The sequence below is a fragment of the Streptomyces sp. NPDC015661 genome (assembly GCF_043077765.1).
In the GTDB taxonomy this organism is placed as follows: domain Bacteria; phylum Actinomycetota; class Actinomycetes; order Streptomycetales; family Streptomycetaceae; genus Streptomyces.
In genome coordinates, this window is sequence record NZ_JBIBST010000008.1 from 439,272 (window position 1) to 461,763 (window position 22,492).

Here is a 22,492-nt window from a genome sequence, read left to right on the forward strand (position 1 = left end):
CCGGCGGCTTCAGGGCAGCACGTCCCGGAACAGCCGGGCCGGCACCCGATGCGGCTCCGGCCCGGCCAGTTCCGCCAGGGCCGAGCGGAGATCGACCGGGACCGAGCGGACCCGGGCCGTCACCGGCCCGCCGACCGTGCGCACGGCGACCCGCCCCCGTTCCACCGAGGCGTCTCCCGGGTGGAGCAGGACACAGACGGGAGGCACCCCTTCCCCCAGGCGGCCGAGCGCGTGGGCGTAGAAGAACGCCTGGTACAGATCCTCGGTGGAGAGCTTCTTCTCCCCGTAGAGCTTGTACTTCACGTCCACCGGCAGCCGGTACGGCCCGTCGGCCCGGTGGCCGGAGATCAGTACGTCCGGCCGCACGGAGCCGTGGCTCCGGCCCGTGCGCTCGTCGAACAGCACCTTCGACTGCCGCGACTGGCCGTCCACCCGCAGACCCGATCCGCTCGATCCCCGCTCCAGGAGCCGGGTGACGAAAGCCTCGAACAGCCGGTTCATGTCGACGAGGAACGCCCGCGCGGCCAGCGGCCCGGACGTGAAGAGGTCGTCCATGCCGCCACCCGACAGGAGCAGGCCGGCCCACAGGTGCGCGGGCCGGTAGTGCTCGTTGTGCCGGTGGTACTCAAGGGCCGACAACGCCGCCCGGACGTCCCCCAGCGGGGTCGGCGCATGCTGGGCGAACAGCCCCGCGGCGCGGCGGGCACGGGCGCGGACCGCGGGCGCCCGCGCCGTCCGCGCGGCGACGGCCAGCGCGGCCGCGCAGAGACGGTTGTCGGCGATGTCCGCGTCGTGCTCCTCGAAGCGGCAGGCCAACCGGTCGAGGCGGCCGTGGTGGCGCAGCAGCTGGCGATCGGGCAGGAGTCTGCCGCGGACGACCCGCAGGTCGTCCTCCACGGCCAGATAGTCGCGCCGCACCCCGTGGCGCAGCAGCCGCTCACCGTGCTCGGTGACCATGAGGCACACCAGGTCGCGCAGGTTCGGCGCGCCGCCCACGAAGCCCTGGGCCGTGGGCAGCGGGTCGCGCGCGCCGCCCCACGCGTGGTCCATCATCCGCAGCACGTCGAGGTCGGTCCCGAGGTACTTCGGGCGCACACGGATCTCGCAGCTCTCCAGGCGGACGGTTCCCACGTACTGGTACGCGGTCACCTCCACGCGGCCGCCGGAGAGTTCGCGGATCCGCAGGCGCGAGCGGAGGGCGGAGTCGGCCAGGAGCAGCCGGTCGGGGTCCGTGAGGCGGACGTCCTCGAAGACCTGGGTGCCGTACTCGACGAGTTCGAGCACGCCGTCACTCGGCACCGGTGCCGACCTGGAGTTCCTCGTACAGCCGGGTGACCAGGGTCTCGTCGGAGACGTCCCGGAGGGTGTGGGCGGCGGTGTCGACGAGACCCTCGCCCAGGAAGGCGGCGAGCAGGCCGTAGTCCTCGTACGCGTACTCCTGGAGCAGCGGAAGGATCTCGCCCCGGACGATCGCGGCGAACTCGGCCGCGGTGGACACGGCCGTGCCCTCCGGCAGGAAGAAGGCGTGGCCTATCTGCTTCTCGCGGTCGAGGTGGGTCCTGATGCGCCGGTTGAGCTCGTCGAGGAAGTCCGCGAGGTGCAGCTGGTCGACCCTGCGGTCCTGCAGCGGCCGCGAGTCGGGGAGGAGTTCGAGGAAGGCGAACCGGCGGCGGACGGCCGAGTCGAGCATCCGCACCGAACGGTCGGCGGTGTTCATCGTGCCGAGGAGACGGACGTTCGGGGGAACGCGGAAGGTGTCCCCGGTGAGCGGCAGAGTGACGGGTAGCCCGCGCTTGTCCTTCTCCAGGACGGTGATCAACTCGCCCAGGATGCGCGGAAGGTTGCCCCGGTTCAGCTCGTCCACGATCACCAGATACAGCCGGCCGGGGTCGGCGGCCGCGGTCTCGCAGACCCGCTTGAAGACACCGGCGGTCGGTTCCAGACTGAGCCCGGCCACGCCCTTGACCGGGCGCAGACCCTCGACGAAGTCCTCGTAGCCGTAGCTCGGATGGAAGGTGACCACGGTCAGCCGCCCGGACTCGCTCAGCGCCCCGACGGTCGCGTCGAAGGCCTTGCTCCCCGGTTCCGCGAGGGGGTCGACCCCCGCCAGGTCGTCGGACAGCTCGCCCAGCCGCCGCACGGCGTAGCGGAGCGCGTGGTAGGTCTTCCCGGTTCCCGGCGGGCCGAACAGGACGGCCTGGCCGCGCCGCTCCAGGGCGTCGTCGATGCGCTGGAGGTCCTCGTCGAGCGGGGGGATCTCCACCGCCTCCCCGGAGTCCTCGGGGGCGTCGTCAGGGGCCTCGGTGTGCCCGGCGAGCGAGACGCGCTGGATCTTCCGCCAGAGCGCCGCGGGGACGTCCGTGACGAGGCTCGTGCCCCAGTCGGCCACCGGCTCGTCGAGTCTGCCCGCGTGCTCCTCGTCCCACTCGACCGTGACCGCGTGCCACGGAGGGCGCTCGGAGTCGAGGTGCGGAAGCCACCCGTAGCCGTTGCCCACGACCCGGCCCACGCCGAGGACCTCGCTCTTGCCGGCGGTCGCGACCACCCGGTCGCCGACCCGCAGGTCGAGAAGGCGCCAGACCTCGGCGGCCTGTGCCGTGAGCTTCTGCCCGGACGGCCCGGAGTCCGCGTACGCCGCGACGAAGGCGGAGGTGAAGTCCTCCTGGTCGGCGTACCTGTGCAGATCCCCGACGCGGTCCAGGTCGACGGCGGCGACCCCGGCGGCCACGAAGGAGCCCCAGCCGGCGCCCGGGGCGGACGCGTCGACCCGGACCACCCGGGCGGCCGTCCTCCGCGCGGGCGCCCACCAGTCGAGGAAGTGCCAGACGAGCTGCGGTGGCCAGCCCTCGAACCGGGAGTCGTCGTCGATGAGGGACTTCAGCAGCTCCTTGCGCGCGAACGGCTGGAGCTTCGCGGCCGATCCGGGCGACAGCCGGTCCAGGTAGTGATGGGTGAAGCTGTCCGAGTACACCGGCAGCGTCGCCTCGGGCGCGTAGACCCGCAGGGTCTTCGCCACGACCATGATCCCGGAACGCACGGCGACGATGTCGTCGATGTCCCGCACCCGGCCCTCGCGGGCGGCCGTCACGGCGGCGACGATGCCGGCCCGCACCTGCTCCCACGCCTCCGTGACGTTCCCGTACCGCTTGTCGTGCCACCAGGCGCCGTGGTTCTGCCGGTACACGAAGTGCTTCTTGGCCGTGCCGCCCGTAATGCTGCCCAGCGCCTTGCTGCCGAACTCGAGCGCATGGCTGTACACCTGACCCGGGCTGTCCGGCTGCCCCAGGGCGTAGCGGTCGAGGGCCAGCGCCGGCCATTCCTCCCAGGGGAACGCGGCCCGGATCTCCGCCGCCTCGCGGTCCGCGTCCTCCACGGCCGCCCGGTGGCGCGAGCGGTCGAAGACGCGCAGGGCTTCGTCGATCGGCCAGTACGGAAGGGTCTCGGCGTGGCTCTCGGTGACCGGCCGCAGAGCGCAGGAGCAGACACCCGTGAGCGGCCGGCCCCGCTGGTTGCGCAGCCCGATGGAGAGCGCGTGGGCGGCGGGGTCCTCGGCGTCGAGCAGGCGCCGCCACAGCAGCCCGTCCGGATCGGGGTGGCGCGGGAGCCGGTCGGGGTCGGTCAGGTGCGTACAGCGCGCGTCGTGATGGATCTTGCTGCCATGGGTGGGGAGGATGACCTCTCCCGCCGAGGGGATCAGCTCGTACGCCCGTCCTCCGACCGTGACGGCGAACCGCCGCCCTTCGTCCCCCATGGGTCCTCCCCCTCGCTGCCGCCCGGTGCGGGTCGACCGTACCGCGCGGCGAGGACGGGCCAGTGCAGCAGGAGCACGGACAGGGCGACCGAGGCCAGGACGTCCAGGGGCCAGTGGAAGCCGCGCAGGATCAGGCCCGCCCCCGTGATCGCCGTCAGTGCGGCCGCCACGGGGATCAGGCGGTTCGAGACGAGGAAGGCCGCGCCGAAGTAGGCGACCATGGCCGTGGCCGTGTGGCCCGAGGGGTAGTAGCCGTGGGCCCAGGGTTCCAGCGGGCCGGGGCGGGCCGTCCACTCCTTCAGCGGAATCACCAGGAGCGGTACGGCGGCCATGGCGAGGCCCGCGTGCGCGGCGGCCGCGCGGCGGCCCCGCCACACCGCGTACGCCATCGCGCAGGCGAGGACCGGGAGGGCGACCGTCATGTTGCCGAGGTCGGAGGCGAGTTCGCTCAGGGGCCGGGGGACCGTGTCCACCAGGGACCGGGACACCCGCTCGTCGAGCCTGGCCAAGGGGCCGTGGACGAGCACCTGCCAGGTCACGACGGCGAGGGCGACGAGCGCCGAGAAGAGAGCCGGCCGCCCTGGAACAGGGGGGGTGGTTCCAGGGCGGCCGAGGGGATCGGGCTGCCGCGCGCCCCGGGGGGTGTGGGGCGGGCGGCCATCCGATCGGTGAGGAGTTCCGGGGCACGAGGCCCCGGTGGTGTGCGCAATGGCACGGTGTGGACGGGGCTGGGGAGGCTCCGCCCGGGGTGTTTCTCTCATCTGCAGAAACCGTACGTCACGCGACGGGGGGCCGACAGCGGGAAACGCATCCCGCCATCGGCCCCCCACAGAGTCTTCACACCGTGTGCCGGTTCGGTCCTCAGATGGTCGCGAGCGCGGCCTCGATGACGTCCAGGCCCTCGTTGAGGAGGTCCTCGCCGATGACCAGCGGCGGCAGGAAGCGGAGCACGTTGCCGTAGGTGCCGCAGGTCAGGACGAGCACGCCCTCGTTGTGGCAGTACTTGGCGAGCGCGGCGGCGGCCTCGGCGTGCGGCTCCTTCGTCGCCGGGTCCTTCACCAGCTCGATGGCGATCATGGCGCCGCGGCCACGGATGTCACCGATGACCGGGAACTTCTCCTGCATGGCGGTGAGGCGGCCCTTCATGACCTCCTCGATGCGCTTGGCCTTGCCGTTGAGGTCGAGCTCCTTCATCGTCTCGATGGAGCCGAGCGCACCGGCGCACGCCACCGGGTTGCCGCCGTAGGTGCCGCCCAGACCGCCGCCGTGGACGGAGTCCATGATCTCGGCGCGGCCGGTGACGGCGGCGAGCGGCAGCCCGCCCGCGATGCCCTTGGCGGTGGTGATGAGGTCCGGGACGATGCCCTCGTCCTCGCACGCGAACCACTGGCCCGTGCGGCAGAAGCCGGCCTGGATCTCGTCCGCGACGAAGACGATGCCGTTGTCGTTGGCGAACTTCACGATCGCCGGCAGGAAGCCCTTGGCCGGCTCGATGAAGCCACCCTCGCCGAGGACCGGCTCGATGACGATCGCGGCGACGTTCTCGGCGCCGATCTGCTTCGTGATGTTGTCGATCGCCTGGGCGGCGGCCTCGGGGCCGCAGTTCTCGGCGCCCGTGGGCCAGCGGTAGCCGTAGGCCACCGGCACGCGGTAGACCTCGGGGGCGAACGGACCGAAGCCCTGCTTGTACGGCATGTTCTTCGCCGTCATGCCCATGGTGAGGTTCGTACGGCCGTGGTAGCCGTGGTCGAAGACGACGACGGCCTGGCGCTTGGTGTACGAGCGGGCGATCTTCACCGCGTTCTCGACGGCCTCGGCGCCCGAGTTGAACAGCGCGGACTTCTTGGCGTGGTCGCCCGGGGTCAGCTCGGCCAGCGCCTCGCAGACCTCCACGTAACCCTCGTACGGCGTCACCATGAAACAGGTGTGGGTGAAGTCCTGGAGCTGCGCGGACGCGCGGCGCACGACGGCCTCGGCGGACGCGCCGACCGAGGTCACGGCGATGCCGGAGCCGAAGTCGATCAGGCGGTTGCCGTCGACGTCCTCGATGATGCCGCCGCCGGCCCGCGCGGTGAAGACGGGCAGCGTGGAGCCGACGCCACCGGCGACCGTGTCGAGACGGCGGGCCTGAAGCTCCTGCGACTTCGGACCGGGGATGGCGGTGACGACGCGCCGCTCCTGCGGGACAGCGTTCATGCGGGGCTCCTGGGGGTGTTCTGGACGCACTTGCGGGTTTCCTCCGCAGGCTAGGCGCGGGGGAGGGGGTGCGGCATGCGCCGATCGGGAGTGGTGGCGGGTGTGTCGTTGTCCGGGATGGACATGACGGCTCCGCTTCCGCGCCTCGGGCACGTCCGGACACGTCGGAGCGGCCCTCGGCCGTACGGGTGGTCGAATCCCCTCCCGGGGCCGCCGGGCCCACTAGATTGACGGTGGCACAGACGCGGCGACCTGGCTGGTCAGGGGGCAGGGGTTCATGGAGACCGACGGCACGTACGAGTCACGCGACACCAGGGGAGGCGCGGTCCCGCGCCCAACGGCGCCGCCGACCGACGGCCGGGCCCCCGGGACCCCGCCGCAGGCGCGCCCGGGCGAGCCTGCGGGTGCGGCCGGTCCCGCCCCGGTCCCTCCGGCCGACGGCCGGGCTGGCGGCGGCCGGGCTGCCGACGGCCGGGCAGTCGGCACGCCGGTGCCCGACCCGGACCCGTCGGCCTACGGCGGACCCGCGGGCACGCCGGTGCCCGACCCGGACCCGTCGGCCTACGGCGGACCCGCGGGCACGCCGGTGCCCGACCCGGACCCGTCGGCCTACGGCCGACCCGCGGGCACGCCGGTGCCGGCGCCGGGCACGCCCGTGCCCGCGCCGCCGCGCGTGCCGCCGCGGCCGATGACGGCACCCGGGGCGACAGGGGCGCCTGTCGTTCCCGGGGCACCCGGGGCGCCTACGGGTTCCGGGGCGCTCGGGGCTCCCGGGACGTCGGGCACTCCCGGGGCGCTGGGTGCTCCAGAGGGGTCCGGTGCTCCAGGGACGTCCGGTCCCCCCGGGCCGTCGGCCGCTCCGGGGCTCCCCGTCGCCCCGCCCGTCGTCGCCTGGCTCGATGCCCCGCGGCCCGAGGCCTCGCCCGGGATCTGGCGGTTTCGGCATGTGCCACCGCCGCCGCCCAAGGAGGCGCGGAAGCTCGCGCCCGTCACCGTGGCCGGCCTGCTGATCCCGCTCGTCCTGGGGCTGCTGCTCTGGTCGGCCTGGCGACGCGGAGCCGTCCCGTACGAGTGGATCCCGCTCGCCACCTTCACCCCCTCCGAGTGGTGGTACGCCGGAGGCACCTCACCCCGCGACTGGCACGGCGCCGAGGCCCACGTCGTCTACGACGGGGTCTTCTTCGCCGTCCTCCTCTACGCGATGGCCCGCCTCGGAGCCTGGGCCGAACTCGCCCGCCACCTCCTCGCCGACCGTCGCCCGCCCGTGCGCGCCGCGCTCACGGCGGGCGCCGCGCTGATCGCCCTGACGTTCGTCTGGCCGGACGCCTTCCCCGGCGTCGGCTGGGACGCGCTGCCGGTGGTCGCGCCGCTGCTCTCCCTCGTGGTGCTCCTCGGCGGCGGCTACGACGTCCTCGCGTCGCCCGTCCTCGTCTACACCCTGTACGGCCTGATCACGGCCGCCGTGCTCTGGCCCTTCGCCCGCCTCGGCGACTGGCCCGGCCTGGTCCGCGGGTGGCTCAAGGCCCGCGCCGCCACGACGGACGGCACCCCGCCGCCGCTCGACCCCACCGCGCCCGTACCGCTCTCGCAGTGGCCCGAGCTGCGGGCGGCCGGGCAGCCGCGGGCGGCGGACCTGCTCGCCGCCGAACTCCTCGCCGGACGCATGAACGACGTGGACTGCGCCCGGGTCCGCCGGAGCCTGGAGCCGGGCCACGAGCGGACCGGCCTCGCTGCCTTCGTCGACAGCGTGTACCGGCAGGGCGCCGCGGCCGGGACGCACCCCTCGGGCGACCGCGACCTGCCGGGCCGCACCGCCACCCACGACCTCCTCCTCGGGCAGGTCCGCATCGGCCGCTGCGCGGCCGAAGGACGCAACCCGGCCGCCTACCGGGGCGTCGGCCTCGCCCTCGAACCGGCCGCCCTCGCCACCTCCCTCCTGGTCGTGGGCCCCTCCGGCGCCGGGAAGACCACGCGCCTGACCGGACCCGTCGTCGAGTCCCTCACCCTGCAGGCCCTCACCGGAGCCTGCGCGGTCGTCGCCGTGGGCACGGCGGACGCGCCCCTCGGTCCGGACGCCGCCTACGACGTCGTGGTCCGGCCCGGCGACCCGGCCTCGCCCTACGACCTCGACCTGTACGCCGGCCTCCCCGACCCCGACGAGGCGGCGGCGCTGCTCGCGGAAGGCCTGGCGGGCGACGTCGACGGCCTCGACGTCCGGCGCGCCGCCACCGTCCTCGCCCAGCTCATCGGCCCCTACCGGGCGGCGCACGGCCGCTTCCCGTCCGTGCCGGTGCTCCGCGAACTCCTCGAAGCGGGCCCGGAGACGCTGACCGCGCTCCTCGGCCTGCTCCCGGCCGACGCCGCGGCCATGCGCCGCGAGCTGGAGGCCCGGATCCGGCAGGCCGGCACCGCCTCCGACGCCGGGCCGCTCCTCGCGGACCGTCTGTCGCTCCTCGACCGGCCGGCCTTCGCCGAGTTCTTCGGCGCCGACGGGAGCGACGTCCGGCCCTTCTCGCTGAAGTCCGTCGTCCACCACCCGCTGCGGGTCCGGATCAAGCTGCCGGAGCGCGGTCACGAGGAGGCCTCGCGGCTCCTCGCCCGGCTGCTCCTCGCCCAGTTCCTGGCGGCGGCCCGGACGGGCACCAAGCGCCCGCACTTCGTGTCCCTCGTCCTCGACGACGCCCACGGGGCGCTCACCGCGGGCACCGTCCGCTCCCTCCAGCGGCTGCGCCCGCACAACGCCGGAGTCGTCCTGGGGCTCCGTACCCTCGGCGAGGTGCCCGAGGCCCTGCACGGTCCGCTGCTCGGCGCCGTCGGCTGCCGGGTGGCGCTCTCCGGCATCACCACCTGGGACGGCCGGGGCTTCGCCGAGACCTGGGGCAAGGAGTGGGTGGAGACCACCGAGGTGGCGCACCACACCGTCTTCGCCCACCAGCCGATGACCCGGTTCATCCACTTCCTGCGCAAGAAGGTGACGGGCGTGGCCGTCACCACGGACGCGGTCACGACCCGGAAGGTCGAGCGCGAGCGCTGGTCCGCCTCGGAGCTCGCCCACGCGGTGCCGCCGGGCCACGCCGTGGTGTCCCTGACCACGGCCCAGGGCGCGCACACCCCGCCGGTCCTGGTCGACCTGCGCGGCTGAGCGGTCGTCCCGCGCGGGGTGGGCCGCCCCTCGGTCCCTCGTACGGCCGCCCCGTCTCACCCCTCGCGCGGCTGAGCGGGCTCCCGGCGGTCCTGGCACAATCGGGGGCGCCGCTCAGCTGAGCGGCGCCCCCCGCCTCCGTGCACGGCTCCCCCCGCGCGCGGTCCTCGCTCAAAGGTCCGACGGTCCCCAATGCCGCCCACCCTCGCCTCGCTCGTGCAGCACTCCGCCCTCAAGCTCATCGTCCGTGCCGGTGAGGACCGCCTGGACACCCCCGTCCGCTGGGCGCACGTCAGCGAGCTCGCCGATCCCGTCCCGTACATGGAGGGCGGTGAACTCCTCCTCACCACCGCGCTCACGCTCGACGCCGAGGACCTGGAGGCGATGCGCCGCTATGTGCGGCGGCTGCTCGGCGCCGGCGTGGTCGGGCTCGGCTTCGCCGTGGGCGTCAACTACGAGGAGATTCCGCCGGCCCTGCTCGACGCGGCGCGCGAGGAGCATCTGCCGCTGCTCGAAGTGCCGCGCCGGACCCCGTTCCTCGCCATCAGCAAGGCCGTGTCGGCGGCCATCTCCGCCGACCAGTACCGGGCCGTCACGGCCGGCTTCGAGGCCCAGCGCGAGCTGACCCGCGCGGCGCTCGCCGAGGGCCCCGAGGCCGTCGTCGCCCGGCTCGCCGCGCACGTCGACGGCTGGGCCGCGCTGTACGACGCCTCCGGCACCGTCGTCGCCGTCTCGCCCGACTGGGCGGCGCGCCGGGCCGCCCGGCTCACCCCCGACGTGGAGCGGCTGCGCGAGCGGCCCGCGCCCGCCAGCGCGGTCGTCGGCGGTACGGACGACCGCGTCGAGCTCCAGTCGCTCGGCACCGGGCGCCGGGTGCGGGGCGCCCTCGCGGTCGGTACGGGCGCGCCGCTCGGCACGGCCGAGCGGTACGCGGTGCACTCGGCGATCGCCCTGCTCACCCTCACGACGGAACGTTCCCGCTCGCTCCAGGCGGCGGAGCAGCGGCTCGGCGCGGCCGTGCTGCGGCTGATGCTCGCGGGCCAGCCCGAGCCGGCCCGCGCGGTGGCCGGGGACCTGTACGGAGGGCTGCTCGACGCCCCGTACCGGCTGCTCGTCGCCGAGCCCGCGGGCGGAGAGCCGGCCGGGGAGCCGCCGCTGCCGGTGCTCGCCGAGGCCCTGGAGGCGGCCGCCGCCCGCGCGGGCGAGGCGGTGCTGACCGTCGCCGAGAGCGCGCAGCGGCTCGTCGTCCTCGCCGGGGACGGGGGCGCGGTGGTCGCCGCCTGCGAGGGGTACGCGGAGCGGGAGGCGGACGAGGCCGGTGTCGTCGTCGGCCTCTCGGCCCCGGCGGGCCCGAGCGGTGCGGCGGCCGCGTACAAGCAGGCCGAGCAGGCGCTCTCGGTCGCCCGGCGGCGCGGCAGGGCGCTCGTCGAGCACGAGGACCTGGCGGCGGGCTCGGTCCTCCCGCTCCTCGCCGACGAGGCCGTCCGGGCCTTCGCCGACGGGATGCTCCGTGCGCTGCGGGAGCACGACGCGACCGGCCGCGGCGACCTGGTGGCCTCGCTGCGCGCCTGGCTCTCCCGGCACGGTCAGTGGGACGCGGCGGCGGCGGACCTGGGCGTCCACCGGCACACGCTGCGGTACCGGATGCGCCGGGTGGAGGAGATCCTCGGCCGTTCCCTGGACGATCCGGACGTCCGGATGGAGCTGTGGCTGGCCCTGAAGGCGACGGGCGAGGACGGCAGCGGGGCCTCCTAGCCAGGGCCTGTCTTCGGGATCAGGCGAGGCGCGGTGCCAGGCGCCGCGAGCCCGGCCTGATCGACAAGACACCGCCTGGCTAGTCCGAGCCGAGGGAGCTCGCGTCGTCGCCTCCGCCCCGCTTCCGGCTCCGGCGCTGTCCGTCGCGGACCAGCTCGCCGCCCAGCAGGGTCACGGTGGCCACGGCGCGCACCCAGCGGGGCCCGCCGCGCGACGCCCACACCACGCAGCCGCAGCCGGCGACGGCCAGGACCAGGACGCCGATCAGTACGTAAAGGATCATGCTTTCCCCCCGGGGGTCGTACGGTCCCGGTCATCCTCCCACCCCTCCGGAAGACCCGGCCGGCCCCCGTGCCGTCCGAATTCCGCTACGCCTGCCCGGATCCGGGCAATTTTCTTGGTCATCGGGGCCGGAACTCCCTACTCTCCTGCTCATGACAAGCCCCGCCGTCGACCCGGCCCCCGAGACGCACCCGGCCGCCCCCGCACCCCGTACCGAAGCCCGTACCGCCGCCCCCGCCCGCCGGATCACCGGCGCCGTCTGGGCCGCGCTCGGCATCGTGTACGTCGTCTGGGGCTCCACGTACCTCGGGATCCGGATCGTCGTCGAGACCCTCCCGCCGTTCCTCTCCGGCGGCGCCCGCTTCGTCACCGCCGGCCTGCTCCTCGCCGCGATCGTCGCCTGGCGCCAGGGCCCCGCCGCGCTCAAGGTCACCCGCCGGGAACTCGGCTCCGCCGTCCTCGTCGGCCTGCTCCTCATCCTCGGCGGCAACGGCCTCGTCGTCCTCGCCGAGACCTCCATACCCTCCGGCCTCGCCGCCCTCCTCGTCGCCGCCGTCCCCGTCTGGGTCGTCCTGCTCCGCACGGTCTTCGGCGACCGCCCCGGCCTCGGCGCCTTCGGCGGCGTCCTCCTCGGCTTCGCGGGCCTCGGCGTCCTCACCGTCCCCGGCCTGAGTGGCGAGGTGAAGATCGGCGGCGTCCTGCTCGTCCTCGTCGCGGCCCTGCTGTGGTCCGCCGGCTCCGTCTCCTCCGCCCGGCTGCCCATGCCGGCCAACCCGTTCACGGCGAGCGCGTACGAGATGCTGGCCGGCGGCCTCGCCGCCCTCGCCCTCGGCCTCGTACGCGGCGAACACCACGGCCTCGACCTGGGCGCCGTCTCCGGCCGCTCCTGGGCCGCCCTCGCGTACCTGATCGTCTTCGGCTCGCTCGTCGCCTTCACCGCGTACGCCTGGCTCCTCCAGTCCGCCCCGGTCTCCCTCGCCGCCACCTACGCCTACGTGAACCCGGTCGTCGCCGTCCTCCTCGGCGCCCTCGTCCTGAACGAGGCCCTGACCTGGCCGATCCTCCTCGGCGGCGCGATCGTCGTCGGCGCCGTCTGCCTCATCGTCTCGACCGAGCGACGCCGCTGACCCTCCGGCGCGGGAACACGGGCCGACCGTCCACTTCGGCCGAAGCGGACAGAGTCGCCACCCCCACTACTCCATACCGGACAAGCCCGCGCCCGCCGTCCCGGCCCTACGGTGTCACCAGAGCAATCGCTCGCACCCCCGAAACGGAAAGGGCCGGGACGCAATGACGACCACCCACGCCTTCTGGCTCGCCGGCCGTGAGGCCACCGGCGACGCCACCTTCGACGTCACGAACTCGTACGACGGACGTCTGGTCGGCAAGGTCAGCGTGCCCACCGAGGCCCAGGTCGAGGAGGCCGTCGCCGCCGCGCACGCCGTCGTCGACGAGTTCGCCGCGACCCCGGCGCACGTCCGCGCCGCCGCCCTCGACCACGTGTCGAAGCGGCTCGCCGAGCGCACCGAGGAGATCGCCCAGCTGATCTCCGCCGAGAACGGCAAGCCCATCAAGTGGGCCCGCGGCGAGGTCGGCCGTGCCGTCTCCGTCTTCCGTTTCGCCGCCGAGGAGGCCCGCCGCTGGAACGCCGGCGAGGCCCAGCGCCTGGACACCGAGGCCGGCGGCGCGGGCCGCCTCGCCCTCACGCGCCGCATCCCGAAGGGCGTCGTCCTCGGCATCGCACCGTTCAACTTCCCGCTGAACCTCAGCGCCCACAAGGTCGCCCCGGCCATCGCCGTCGGCGCCCCGATCATCCTCAAGCCGGCCCCGTCGACCCCGATCTCCTCCCTGATCCTGGGCGAGATCCTGGCCGAGACCGACCTGCCGGCCGGCTCCTGGTCGATCCTGACCGTGCCGAACGACCGCATGCCCGCCCTGGTCCAGGACGAGCGCCTCCCGGTCATCTCCTTCACCGGCTCCGACAAGGTCGGCTACGCCATCCAGCAGTCGGTGCCGCACAAGCACTGCACCCTGGAGCTCGGCGGCAACGCCGCGGCCGTCGTCCTGCCCGACTGGTCCTCCGAGGCCGACCTGGACTGGGCCGCGAGCCGCATCGCGACCTTCTCCAACTACCAGGGCGGCCAGTCCTGCATCTCCGTGCAGCGCGTGATCGCCGACGCCTCGGTCTACGACCGCCTGGTGCCGAAGATCGTCGCCGCCGTCGAGGCGCAGGTCACCGGCGACCCGGCGGACGACGCCACCGACGTCGGCCCGCTCGTCGACGAGAACGCCGCCAAGCGCGTCGAGTCCTGGGTCGACGAGGCCGTCGCGGCCGGCGCGAAGCTGCTCGCCGGCGGCAAGCGCGAGGGCGCCACCTACGCCCCGACCGTCCTCACCGACCTCCCGGCCGATGTCACCCTGGCCCGCGCCGAGGTCTTCGGCCCGGTCCTGACCATCGCCAGGGTCGACGGCGAGGCCGAGGCCTTCGCCGCGGTCAACGACTCGGACTTCGGCCTCCAGGCCGGTGTCTTCACCCACGACCTGCAGACCGCCTTCCGCGCCCACCGCGCCCTGGAGGTCGGCGGCGTGATCGTCGGCGACGTCCCCTCGTACCGCGCCGACCAGATGCCGTACGGCGGTGCCAAGCGCTCCGGCGTCGGCCGCGAGGGCGTCAAGTACGCGATGGACGACTACACCTACGAGCGCGTGCTCGTCCTGACGGGCCTCGCCCTGTAAGGCGTACGCCACGAGACCAGGCGGTCCGAGCCCACTGTGCGGGGGCTCGGGCCGCCTTTCCTCATGAGACGGGCGCGTCCACGAGGCGGACGACCTCGGCCGGTCCCGCGCGGAACGCCTTGTTCGCGGCGTCGGCCGCGACCATGTGCGGGGCGACGTCGTGCGCGGCGAGCGCCTCGGCCGAGGCCCAGCGCTCGATCAGGGCGAAGCGGTCGGGATCGTCGGCCACCCGGTGGAGGTCGTACTGCAGGCAGCCCTCCTCGGCGCGCACCAGGGGTGCGAGCGCCTCGAAGGCGGCGAGCTGTTCCGCGCCGCGGCCGGGCAGCGTGGCGACGAGGACGATGAGCTTGATCGGCTGAGACATGCCGCGGACCCTACGCGCGGCCCCGCCGGACGGTCGGAGCGTCTCACCAGGAGGACAAACCCGGAGGGATCCCCTCCTCTTTCCGGACCCGCCGGAATCGGGTACGACGGACAGGAAGCCCAAGGAGGTGTCCATGTCCGCACCCACCCGGCGGCCCAAGGTCACCGAGCGCGAGGCCCGGCAGGTCGCCGAGGCCGCGCGCGAGCAGGACTGGCGGAAACCCAGCTTCGCCAAGGAGCTGTTCCTCGGCCGTTTCCGTCTCGACCTCGTGCACCCGCACCCACTGCCCGCCGCCGAGGACGTCCGCCGCGGCGAGGCCTTCCTCGCCGTCCTCCGCGACTTCTGCGAGACCCGGATCGACGGCGCCCGCATCGAACGCGAGGCCCGCATCCCCGACGAGACGATCACCGGACTCAAGGAGCTCGGCGCCCTCGGGATGAAGATCGACCCGGCGTACGGCGGGCTCGGCCTCACCCAGCTGTACTACAACCGCGCCCTCGCCCTCGTCGGCTCCGCGAGCCCCGCCGTCGGCGCCCTCCTCTCCGCGCATCAGTCGATCGGCGTACCGCAGCCGCTGAAACTCTTCGGCACCCAGGAGCAGAAGGACGCCTTCCTGCCCCGGCTCGCCCGCACCGACCTCTCCGCCTTCCTCCTCACCGAACCCGACGTCGGCTCCGACCCGGCGCGCCTCGCCACCACCGCCGTACCGGACGGGGACACGTACGTCCTCGACGGCGTGAAGCTGTGGACCACCAACGGCGTCGTCGCCGACCTGCTCGTCGTCATGGCCCGCGTCCCCGCCTCCGAGGGGCACCACGGCGGCATCACCGCCTTCGTCGTCGAGGCCGACGCCCCCGGCATCACCGTCGAACACCGCAACTCCTTCATGGGCCTGCGCGGCCTGGAGAACGGCGTCACCCGCTTCCACGGCGTACGGGTCCCCGCCGGCCACCGCATCGGCCCCGAGGGCGCCGGCCTCAAGATCGCCCTCACCACGCTCAACACCGGCCGGCTCTCCCTGCCCGCCGCCTGCGCCGGCGCCGCCAAGTGGTGCCTGAAGATCGCCCGCGAATGGTCGGGGGAGCGCGAGCAGTGGGGCAGGCCGATCGGCCGCCACGAAGCCGTCTCGACCAAGATCTCCTTCATCGCGGCCACCGCGTTCGCCCTGGAGGCCGTCGTCGACCTCGCCTCCCAGATGGCCGACGAGGACCGCAACGACATCCGCATCGAGGCCGCCCTCGCCAAGCTGTACGGCTCCGAGAAGGCCTGGCTGATCGCCGACGAACTCGTCCAGATCCGGGGCGGCCGCGGCTACGAGACCGCCGACTCGCTCGCCGCCCGCGGCGAACGGGCCGTCCCCGCCGAACAGCTCCTGCGCGACCTGCGGATCAACCGGATCTTCGAGGGCTCGACCGAGATCATGCACCTGCTGATCGCCCGCGAGGCCGTCGACGCCCACCTCTCCGTCGCCGGGGACCTCATCGACCCCGAGAAGTCCCTCGCCGACAAGGCGCGGGCGGGCGCGCGGGCGGGTGGCTTCTACGCCCGTTGGTTGCCGGGGCTCGTCGCCGGTACGGGACAGCTCCCCGGTGCGTACGGGGAGTTCGGCGCCCTGGCGGGCCACCTCCGGTACGTGGAGCGGACGTCCCGCAAGCTCGCGCGGTCCACCTTCTACGCGATGTCCCGCTGGCAGGGCCGCATGGAACTGAAGCAGGCGTTCCTGGGCCGGATCGTGGACATCGGCGCGGAGCTCTTCGCGATGAGCGCCGCCTGCGTCCGCGCCGAACTCCTCCGCACCACCTCGGACCACGGCCCCGAGGCCCACCGGCTTGCCGACGCCTTCTGCCGCCAGGCCCGCCTCCGCGTCGACGAACTCTTCACCCGCCTCTGGTCCAACACGGACGACCTCGACCGGCGGGTGTCCGACGGCGTCCTCGCGGGCCGCTACACCTGGCTGGAGGCGGGCATCGTGGACCCGAGCGGCGAGGGCCCCTGGATCGCGGACGCGACCCCGGGCCCGTCGCGAGAGGAGAACGTCCACCGCCGAATCCCCTAACGCAGGCTTGCCGCCGGGGCGGCGCCCACCCCGTTGCGGGCGCGGGCCCGTACGGGGGCGTCGTCCACGTGGCGGACCGGGCCGCGAGGGAGCCGCGGGTCACGGCAGGATGACCCCCGTGACCGTCATCGACATCCCCGGCTCCAAGTCCGTCACCGCCCGCGCGCTCTTCCTCGCCGCCGCCGCCGAGGGCACCACCACCCTCCTGCGTCCGCTCGTCTCCGACGACACCGAGGGCTTCGCCGAGGGCCTCACCGCCCTCGGCTACGCCGTCCGCCGCGAGCCCGGCGCCTGGCACATCGAGGGCCGCCCCGCCGGGCCCGGGACGGACAGCGCCGAGGTCTACTGCCGCGACGGCGCGACCACCGCCCGCTTCCTCCCCACCCTCGTCGCCGCCGGCCACGGCACGTACCGCTTCGACGCCTCCCCGCAGATGCGCCGCCGTCCCCTCGGTCCCCTCAGCACGGCCCTGCGCGACCTCGGGGTCGACCTGCGGCACGGCGAGAAGGACGGCCACCACCCGCTCTCCGTGCACGCCGCCGGCGTGAAGGGCGGTGCGCTCACCCTCGACGCCGGGCAGTCGTCCCAGTACCTGACGGCGCTGCTCATGCTCGGCCCGCTCACCGCCGAGGGCCTCGACATCACCGTCACGGACCTGGTCTCGGAGCCGTACGTGGAGATCACGCTCGCGATGATGCGGTCCTTCGGGGCGGAGGTCACCCGGGACGGCCGTACGTACCGGGTCGCCCCCACCGGCTACCGCGCGCCCACCTACGGCATCGAGCCCGACGCCTCCACCGCCAGCTACTTCTTCGCCGCCGCGGCCCTCGAACCGGGCCGCTCCGTCACCGTCCCCGGCCTGGGGGCCGGCGCCCTCCAGGGCGACCTGGCCTTCGTCGACGTGCTGCGCCGGATGGGCGCCGACGTCGAGATCACGGACGCGGGGACGACCGTCCGCTCCACCGGCACCCTCCGTGGCCTGACCGTCAACATGCGGGACATCTCGGACACGATGCCGACCCTCGCCGCGATCGCGCCGTTCGCCGACGGCCCGGTCCGCATCGAGGACGTCGCCAACACCCGGGTCAAGGAGTGCGACCGGCTCGACGCCTGCGCCGAGAACCTCCGGCGCCTCGGCATCACCGTCGAGACCGGTCCCGACTGGATCGAGATCCACCCCGGCACCCCGTCCGGGCCCGTCGAGATCGCCACCCACGGCGACCACCGGATCGTCATGTCCTTCGCGGTCACGGCCCTCCGCACCCCCGGGATCACCTTCGACGACCCCGGGTGTGTGAAGAAGACCTTCCCGGACTTCCATCGCGCCTTCGAGGCATTCGTCGGCACCCCCTGAAGACTCCACAGTGTTTGCGGCAAGAATGGGGGCATGAGCGACCGCCCCTCTCCTCTCGCCGACCCGCACATCGCCTTCGACGTCTCCGAAGGACGCCGGGACATCGTCGTCCTCGGCTCGACCGGGTCCATCGGCACCCAGGCCATCGACCTGGTGCTGCGCAACCCCGACCGCTTCCGGGTCACCGCCCTGGCCGCCTCCGGCGGCCGGGTCGGACTGCTCGCCGAGCAGGCTCACCGGCTGAAGGTCGCCGCGGTCGCCGTGGCCCGCGAGGAGGCGCTGCCCGAGCTGCGCGAGGCGCTGAAGGCGCTGTACGGCTCCGAGCCCCTGCCCGAGCTCCTGGCGGGGCCGGACGCCGCGACCCGGCTGGCCGCCTCCCCGTGCCACACCGTCCTCAACGGCATCACCGGCTCCATCGGCCTCGCGCCCACCCTCGCCGCCCTCGAAGCCGGCCGCACCCTCGCCCTCGCCAACAAGGAGTCGCTGATCGTCGGCGGCCCCCTGGTGAAGGCGCTCGCCAAGCCGGGCCAGATCATCCCGGTCGACTCCGAGCACGCGGCCCTCTTCCAGGCGCTCGCCGCCGGCACCCGCGGCGACGTCCGCAAGCTGGTCGTCACGGCCTCCGGAGGCCCCTTCCGCGGCCGTACGCGCGAGCAGCTGGCCCATGTCACCCGCGAGGACGCGCTCGCCCACCCGACCTGGGCGATGGGCCCGGTGATCACGGTGAACAGCGCGACCCTGGTGAACAAGGGCCTGGAGGTCATCGAGGCCCACCTGCTCTACGACATCCCGTTCGACCGCATCGAGGTCGTCGTCCACCCCCAGTCGTACGTCCACTCGATGGTCGAGTTCACGGACGGCTCCACGCTCGCCCAGGCCACCCCGCCGGACATGCGCGGCCCGATCGCCATCGGCATCGGCTGGCCCGAGCGCGTCCCGGACGCGGCCCCCGCCTTCGACTGGACCAAGGCCTCCACCTGGGAGTTCTTCCCGCTCGACACGGAGGCCTTCCCGTCCGTCGGCCTGGCCCGGCACGTGGGCGAGCTGGGCGGCACCGCCCCCGCCGTCTTCAACGCCGCGAACGAGGAGTGCGTGGAGGCGTTTCTCGCCGGACGCCTGCCGTTCAACGGAATCATGGATACGGTCACTGCGGTCGTCACCGAGCACGGAAAGCCCAGCGGGGGAACCTCGCTGACGGTGTCGGACGTCCTCGAAGCGGAGACCTGGGCGCGCGCCCGGGCCCGAGAGCTCGCAGCGAAGGCAACAGCGGAGGCCCGCGCATGACCGAAATGCTCCTGTACGCCCTGGGCATCGTGCTGTTCGCCCTCGGTCTCCTCGTCTCCATCGCGTGGCACGAGCTCGGCCACCTCTCCACGGCCAAGCTCTTCGGCATCCGCGTGCCGCAGTACATGGTCGGCTTCGGCCCGACCATCTGGTCGAGGAAGCGCGGCGAGACCGAGTACGGCATCAAGGCCATCCCGGCCGGCGGCTACATCCGCATGATCGGCATGTTCCCGCCGGGCGAGGACGGCAAGATCGAGGCCCGTTCCACCTCGCCCTGGCGCTCCATGATCGAGGACGCCCGCGAGGCCTCGTACGAGGAGCTCCAGGAGGGCGACGAGACGCGGCTGTTCTACACGCGCAAGCCGTGGAAGCGCGTGATCGTGATGTTCGCCGGACCGTTCATGAACCTGGTCCTGGCGGCGGCGCTGTTCTTCGGCTCGATGATGACCCTCGGCATCGAGGGCCAGACCACCCAGGTCGCGGGCGTGCAGAAGTGCGTCATCAAGCAGAGCGAGAAGCGCGAGAAGTGCCGGGCGGGCGACCCCGTCTCCCCGGCGTTCAAGGCCGGACTCCAGCAGGGCGACAGGATCGTCGCCTTCAACGGCGCTCCGGTGTCCGACTGGGACACCCTCTCCGACCGCATCCGCGACACCATCGGCCCCGCCACCGTCACCGTCGAGCGGGCCGGACAGCGCATCGACCTGCACCCCACCCTGGTCTCCAACGAGGTGCCGAAGAAGGACGCGGACGGCAAGCTCGTCCAGCCCTTGGACTACGGTCCGGCCGGCTACCTCGGCTTCGCCTCCAAGACCGAGGTCGCGCCCCTCACCTTCGGCGAGACCACCGAGCGCATGACCGATCTCCTGCAGACCGGCGTCCACTCGGTCATCGCCCTGCCCGGCAAGATCCCCGGCCTGTGGGACGCCACCTTCGGCGACGGCGAGCGCGCGGAGGACTCCCCGGTCGGCGTCCTCGGCGCCGCCCGGATCACCGGCGAGCTCATGACCGTCGAGGCCCCGCCCGAGCGGATCCTCGTCTACTTCATGAACATCCTGGTGATGTTCAACGTCTCGCTGTTCCTGTTCAACATGCTCCCGCTGCTGCCGCTCGACGGCGGTCACATCGCGGGCGCCCTGTGGGAGTCCGTGCGCCGTCACGTCGCCCGGATCTTCAAGCGCCCCGACCCCGGCCCGTTCGACGTGGCCAAGCTGATGCCCGCCGCCTACGTGGTGGCCGGTGTCTTCGTCTGCTTCACGCTGCTCGTCCTCGCCGCCGACATCGTCAACCCGGTGAAGATCACGTAGCTCCCAGGGGGGCCTGACCCGGTGGTGTCAGGCCTCCCGCCCCCGGGGCGGTAACCTCGGAACCCTGAGCCCGCCGACGCACAACCTTGAGGTTGCACTTCAGATGACCGCGATTTCTCTCGGTATCCCGACCGTTCCGACCCGGCTCGCCGAGCGGCGCAAGAGCCGCCAGATCCAGGTCGGCAGCGTGGCCGTCGGCGGTGACGCGCCCGTCTCCGTCCAGTCGATGACGACGACCCGCACCTCCGACATCGGCGCCACGCTCCAGCAGATCGCCGAGCTGACCGCCTCCGGCTGCCAGATCGTGCGCGTGGCCTGCCCCACGCAGGACGACGCCGACGCGCTCGCCACGATCGCCCGGAAGTCCTCCATCCCGGTCATCGCCGACATCCACTTCCAGCCGAAGTACGTCTTCGCCGCGATCGACGCCGGCTGCGCGGCCGTCCGCGTCAACCCGGGCAACATCAAGCAGTTCGACGACAAGGTCAAGGAGATCGCCAGGGCCGCGAAGGACGCCGGCACCCCGATCCGGATCGGCGTGAACGCCGGCTCGCTCGACGCCCGCCTCCTGAAGAAGTACGGCAGGGCCACCCCCGAGGCGCTCGTCGAGTCCGCCCTCTGGGAGGCCTCCCTCTTCGAGGAGCACGACTTCCGCGACATCAAGATCTCGGTCAAGCACAACGACCCGGTGATCATGGTCGAGGCCTACCGCCAGCTCGCCGCCCAGTGCGACTACCCGCTGCACCTCGGCGTCACCGAGGCGGGCCCGGCCTTCCAGGGCACCATCAAGTCGGCCGTCGCCTTCGGCGCCCTGCTCTCCCAGGGCATCGGCGACACCATCCGCGTCTCCCTCTCCGCGCCGCCGGCCGAGGAGATCAAGGTCGGCATGCAGATCCTGGAGTCGCTGAACCTGCGCCAGCGCCGCCTGGAGATCGTCTCCTGCCCGTCCTGCGGCCGCGCCCAGGTCGACGTCTACAAGCTCGCCGAGGAGGTCACCGCCGGCCTCGACGGCATGACCGTCCCGCTGCGCGTCGCCGTCATGGGCTGCGTCGTCAACGGCCCCGGCGAGGCCCGCGAGGCCGACCTCGGCGTCGCCTCCGGCAACGGCAAGGGCCAGATCTTCGTCAAGGGCGAGGTCATCAAGACCGTCCCCGAGTCGAAGATCGTCGAGACCCTCATCGAAGAGGCGCTCAAGATCGCCGAGCAGATGGAGAAGGACGGCGTCGCCAGCGGCGAGCCGACGGTCGCCATCGGCGCCTGACATTTCCTGCGGCGTGAAGCCCCTCCACCCCACCCGGTGGAGGGGCTTCATGTGCGTGACGGGACCCGCCGCGGGGCACGGGGGTACAGTGCGGAGACCAGCAGATCCGTACCGTGAGGCCCCCTCGTGCTGACAGAGACCACCACTCGGGTCCTCGAACCCGCCGACCTCGGCGCCGCGCTCGCCGTCCTGGAGAGCGCCCCCGTCGAGAACGCCTTCGTGACCGCCCGCGTCCAGGTCGCCGGGCTCGATCCCTGGCGCCTCGGCGGCGAGATGTGGGGCTGGTACACCGAGGGCAGGCTCCGCTCGCTCTGCTACTCCGGCGCCAACCTCGTGCCCATCTGCGCCACCCCCGAAGCCATCCGCGCCTTCGCCGACCGGGCCCGCCGGATCGGCCGCCGCTGCTCCTCGATCGTCGGCCCCGCCGAGGCCACCGGGGAGCTGTGGCGGCTCCTGGAGCCCAGCTGGGGCCCCGCGAGGGACGTCCGCGCCCGCCAGCCCCTGATGGTCGCCGAGGCGCCCTCCGTCACCGTCGCGCCCGATCCGCTGGTGCGCCGCGTCCGCAAGGACGAGATGGAGGTGATCATGCCCGCCAGCGTGGCCATGTTCACCGAGGAGGTCGGCGTCTCCCCGCTCGCCAACGACGGAGGACTGCTCTACCAGGCCCGCGTCGCCGAGCTCGTCGGCGCCGGCCGCTCCTTCGCCCGCATCGAGGACGGCAAGGTCGTCTTCAAGGCCGAGATCGGCGCCGCCACCCGCCAGGCCTGCCAGATCCAGGGCGTCTGGGTCGCCCCCGAGCACCGCGGCAAGGGCCTCTCCGAGACGGGCATGGCCGCCGTCCTCCAGTACGCCCTCGCCGACGTCGCCCCCGTCGTCAGCCTGTACGTCAACGACTTCAACACCCCGGCGAGGGCCGCGTACCGCCGCGTCGGCTTCCGCGAGACCGGCGCCTTCATGAGCGTGCTGTTCTGAACGAGCTGTCCGAGGCGGGCGGGCGCTTGTAGGGT

Annotated in this window: 16 protein-coding genes; 10 read left to right on the forward strand and 6 right to left on the reverse strand. The window is 73.5% G+C overall.

Annotated elements, in window-relative coordinates:
* Positions 1-9: 9 nt before the first annotated feature.
* The 4 genes from ACF07V_RS23980 to gabT all read right to left on the reverse strand — a co-directional run bounded on the left by ACF07V_RS23980 (position 10) and on the right by gabT (position 5,947).
* Complete coding sequence (locus tag ACF07V_RS23980) at positions 10-1,299, reverse strand: McrC family protein (protein ID WP_392156967.1); 1,290 nt, start codon at positions 1,297-1,299, stop codon at positions 10-12.
* A complete protein-coding gene (locus ACF07V_RS23985) occupies positions 1,289-3,751 on the reverse strand; it encodes an McrB family protein (RefSeq protein ID WP_392156968.1) in 2,463 nt (820 codons plus the stop codon). Before ACF07V_RS23985 ends, ACF07V_RS23980 begins: the two co-directional genes overlap by 11 nt.
* On the reverse strand, positions 3,694-4,512 hold the full coding sequence (locus ACF07V_RS23990) for a phosphatase PAP2 family protein (protein WP_392156969.1): 819 nt from the start codon (positions 4,510-4,512) through the stop codon (positions 3,694-3,696). Before ACF07V_RS23990 ends, ACF07V_RS23985 begins: the two co-directional genes overlap by 58 nt.
* A gap of 100 nt (positions 4,513-4,612) precedes the next feature.
* A complete protein-coding gene (gabT, locus tag ACF07V_RS23995) occupies positions 4,613-5,947 on the reverse strand; it encodes a 4-aminobutyrate--2-oxoglutarate transaminase (RefSeq protein WP_392156971.1) in 1,335 nt (444 codons plus the stop codon).
* 688 nt (positions 5,948-6,635) lie between these two features.
* On the opposite strand from gabT, the gene ACF07V_RS24000 reads away from it, so the two are divergent.
* A complete protein-coding gene (locus ACF07V_RS24000; protein WP_392157072.1) occupies positions 6,636-9,089 on the forward strand; it encodes an ATP/GTP-binding protein in 2,454 nt (817 codons plus the stop codon).
* Positions 9,090-9,281: 192 nt separating this feature from the next.
* Positions 9,282-10,844, forward strand: coding sequence for a PucR family transcriptional regulator (locus tag ACF07V_RS24005; RefSeq protein ID WP_392156973.1), 1,563 nt, complete (start codon positions 9,282-9,284; stop codon positions 10,842-10,844).
* Between the two features lie 79 nt (positions 10,845-10,923).
* Here ACF07V_RS24005 and ACF07V_RS24010 read toward each other — a convergent pair whose 3' ends face one another.
* Positions 10,924-11,127 (reverse strand): hypothetical protein, encoded by a 204-nt coding sequence (locus tag ACF07V_RS24010; RefSeq protein ID WP_392156974.1) that lies wholly within the window; start codon positions 11,125-11,127, stop codon positions 10,924-10,926.
* 151 nt (positions 11,128-11,278) lie between these two features.
* Between ACF07V_RS24010 and ACF07V_RS24015 the strand changes: the two genes are divergently transcribed.
* Together ACF07V_RS24015 and ACF07V_RS24020 are read left to right on the forward strand one after the other, a co-directional pair.
* Entirely contained in the window at positions 11,279-12,253 is a 975-nt protein-coding gene (locus ACF07V_RS24015; protein ID WP_392156976.1) for an EamA family transporter, read from the forward strand.
* Between the two features lie 163 nt (positions 12,254-12,416).
* Positions 12,417-13,862 (forward strand): aldehyde dehydrogenase family protein, encoded by a 1,446-nt coding sequence (locus ACF07V_RS24020; RefSeq protein WP_392156977.1) that lies wholly within the window; start codon positions 12,417-12,419, stop codon positions 13,860-13,862.
* 61 nt (positions 13,863-13,923) lie between these two features.
* On the opposite strand, the gene ACF07V_RS24025 is transcribed toward ACF07V_RS24020, so the two are convergent.
* A complete protein-coding gene (locus ACF07V_RS24025; RefSeq protein WP_351189532.1) occupies positions 13,924-14,226 on the reverse strand; it encodes a putative quinol monooxygenase in 303 nt (100 codons plus the stop codon).
* A 133-nt stretch (positions 14,227-14,359) separates the two neighbouring features.
* On the opposite strand from ACF07V_RS24025, the gene ACF07V_RS24030 reads away from it, so the two are divergent.
* The 6 genes from ACF07V_RS24030 to ACF07V_RS24055 all read left to right on the forward strand — a co-directional run bounded on the left by ACF07V_RS24030 (position 14,360) and on the right by ACF07V_RS24055 (position 22,457).
* A complete protein-coding gene (locus ACF07V_RS24030; RefSeq protein WP_392156979.1) occupies positions 14,360-16,282 on the forward strand; it encodes an acyl-CoA dehydrogenase family protein in 1,923 nt (640 codons plus the stop codon).
* A 118-nt stretch (positions 16,283-16,400) separates the two neighbouring features.
* Complete coding sequence (aroA, locus tag ACF07V_RS24035; RefSeq protein ID WP_392156981.1) at positions 16,401-17,636, forward strand: 3-phosphoshikimate 1-carboxyvinyltransferase; 1,236 nt, start codon at positions 16,401-16,403, stop codon at positions 17,634-17,636.
* A 33-nt stretch (positions 17,637-17,669) separates the two neighbouring features.
* Positions 17,670-18,920 carry a 1-deoxy-D-xylulose-5-phosphate reductoisomerase gene (dxr, locus tag ACF07V_RS24040; RefSeq protein WP_392156982.1) on the forward strand — a complete coding sequence of 417 codons (1,251 nt, stop codon included), beginning with the start codon at positions 17,670-17,672 and terminating at the stop codon, positions 18,918-18,920.
* Positions 18,917-20,224, forward strand: coding sequence for a M50 family metallopeptidase (locus ACF07V_RS24045; protein WP_392156984.1), 1,308 nt, complete (start codon positions 18,917-18,919; stop codon positions 20,222-20,224). The genes dxr and ACF07V_RS24045 overlap by 4 nt, the downstream gene beginning before the upstream one ends.
* A 103-nt stretch (positions 20,225-20,327) precedes the next feature.
* Entirely contained in the window at positions 20,328-21,485 is a 1,158-nt protein-coding gene (gene ispG, locus ACF07V_RS24050) for a flavodoxin-dependent (E)-4-hydroxy-3-methylbut-2-enyl-diphosphate synthase (RefSeq protein ID WP_392156986.1), read from the forward strand.
* Positions 21,486-21,611: 126 nt separating this feature from the next.
* Entirely contained in the window at positions 21,612-22,457 is an 846-nt protein-coding gene (locus tag ACF07V_RS24055; RefSeq protein WP_392156988.1) for a GNAT family N-acetyltransferase, read from the forward strand.
* The last annotated feature ends 35 nt before the right edge of the window (positions 22,458-22,492 follow it).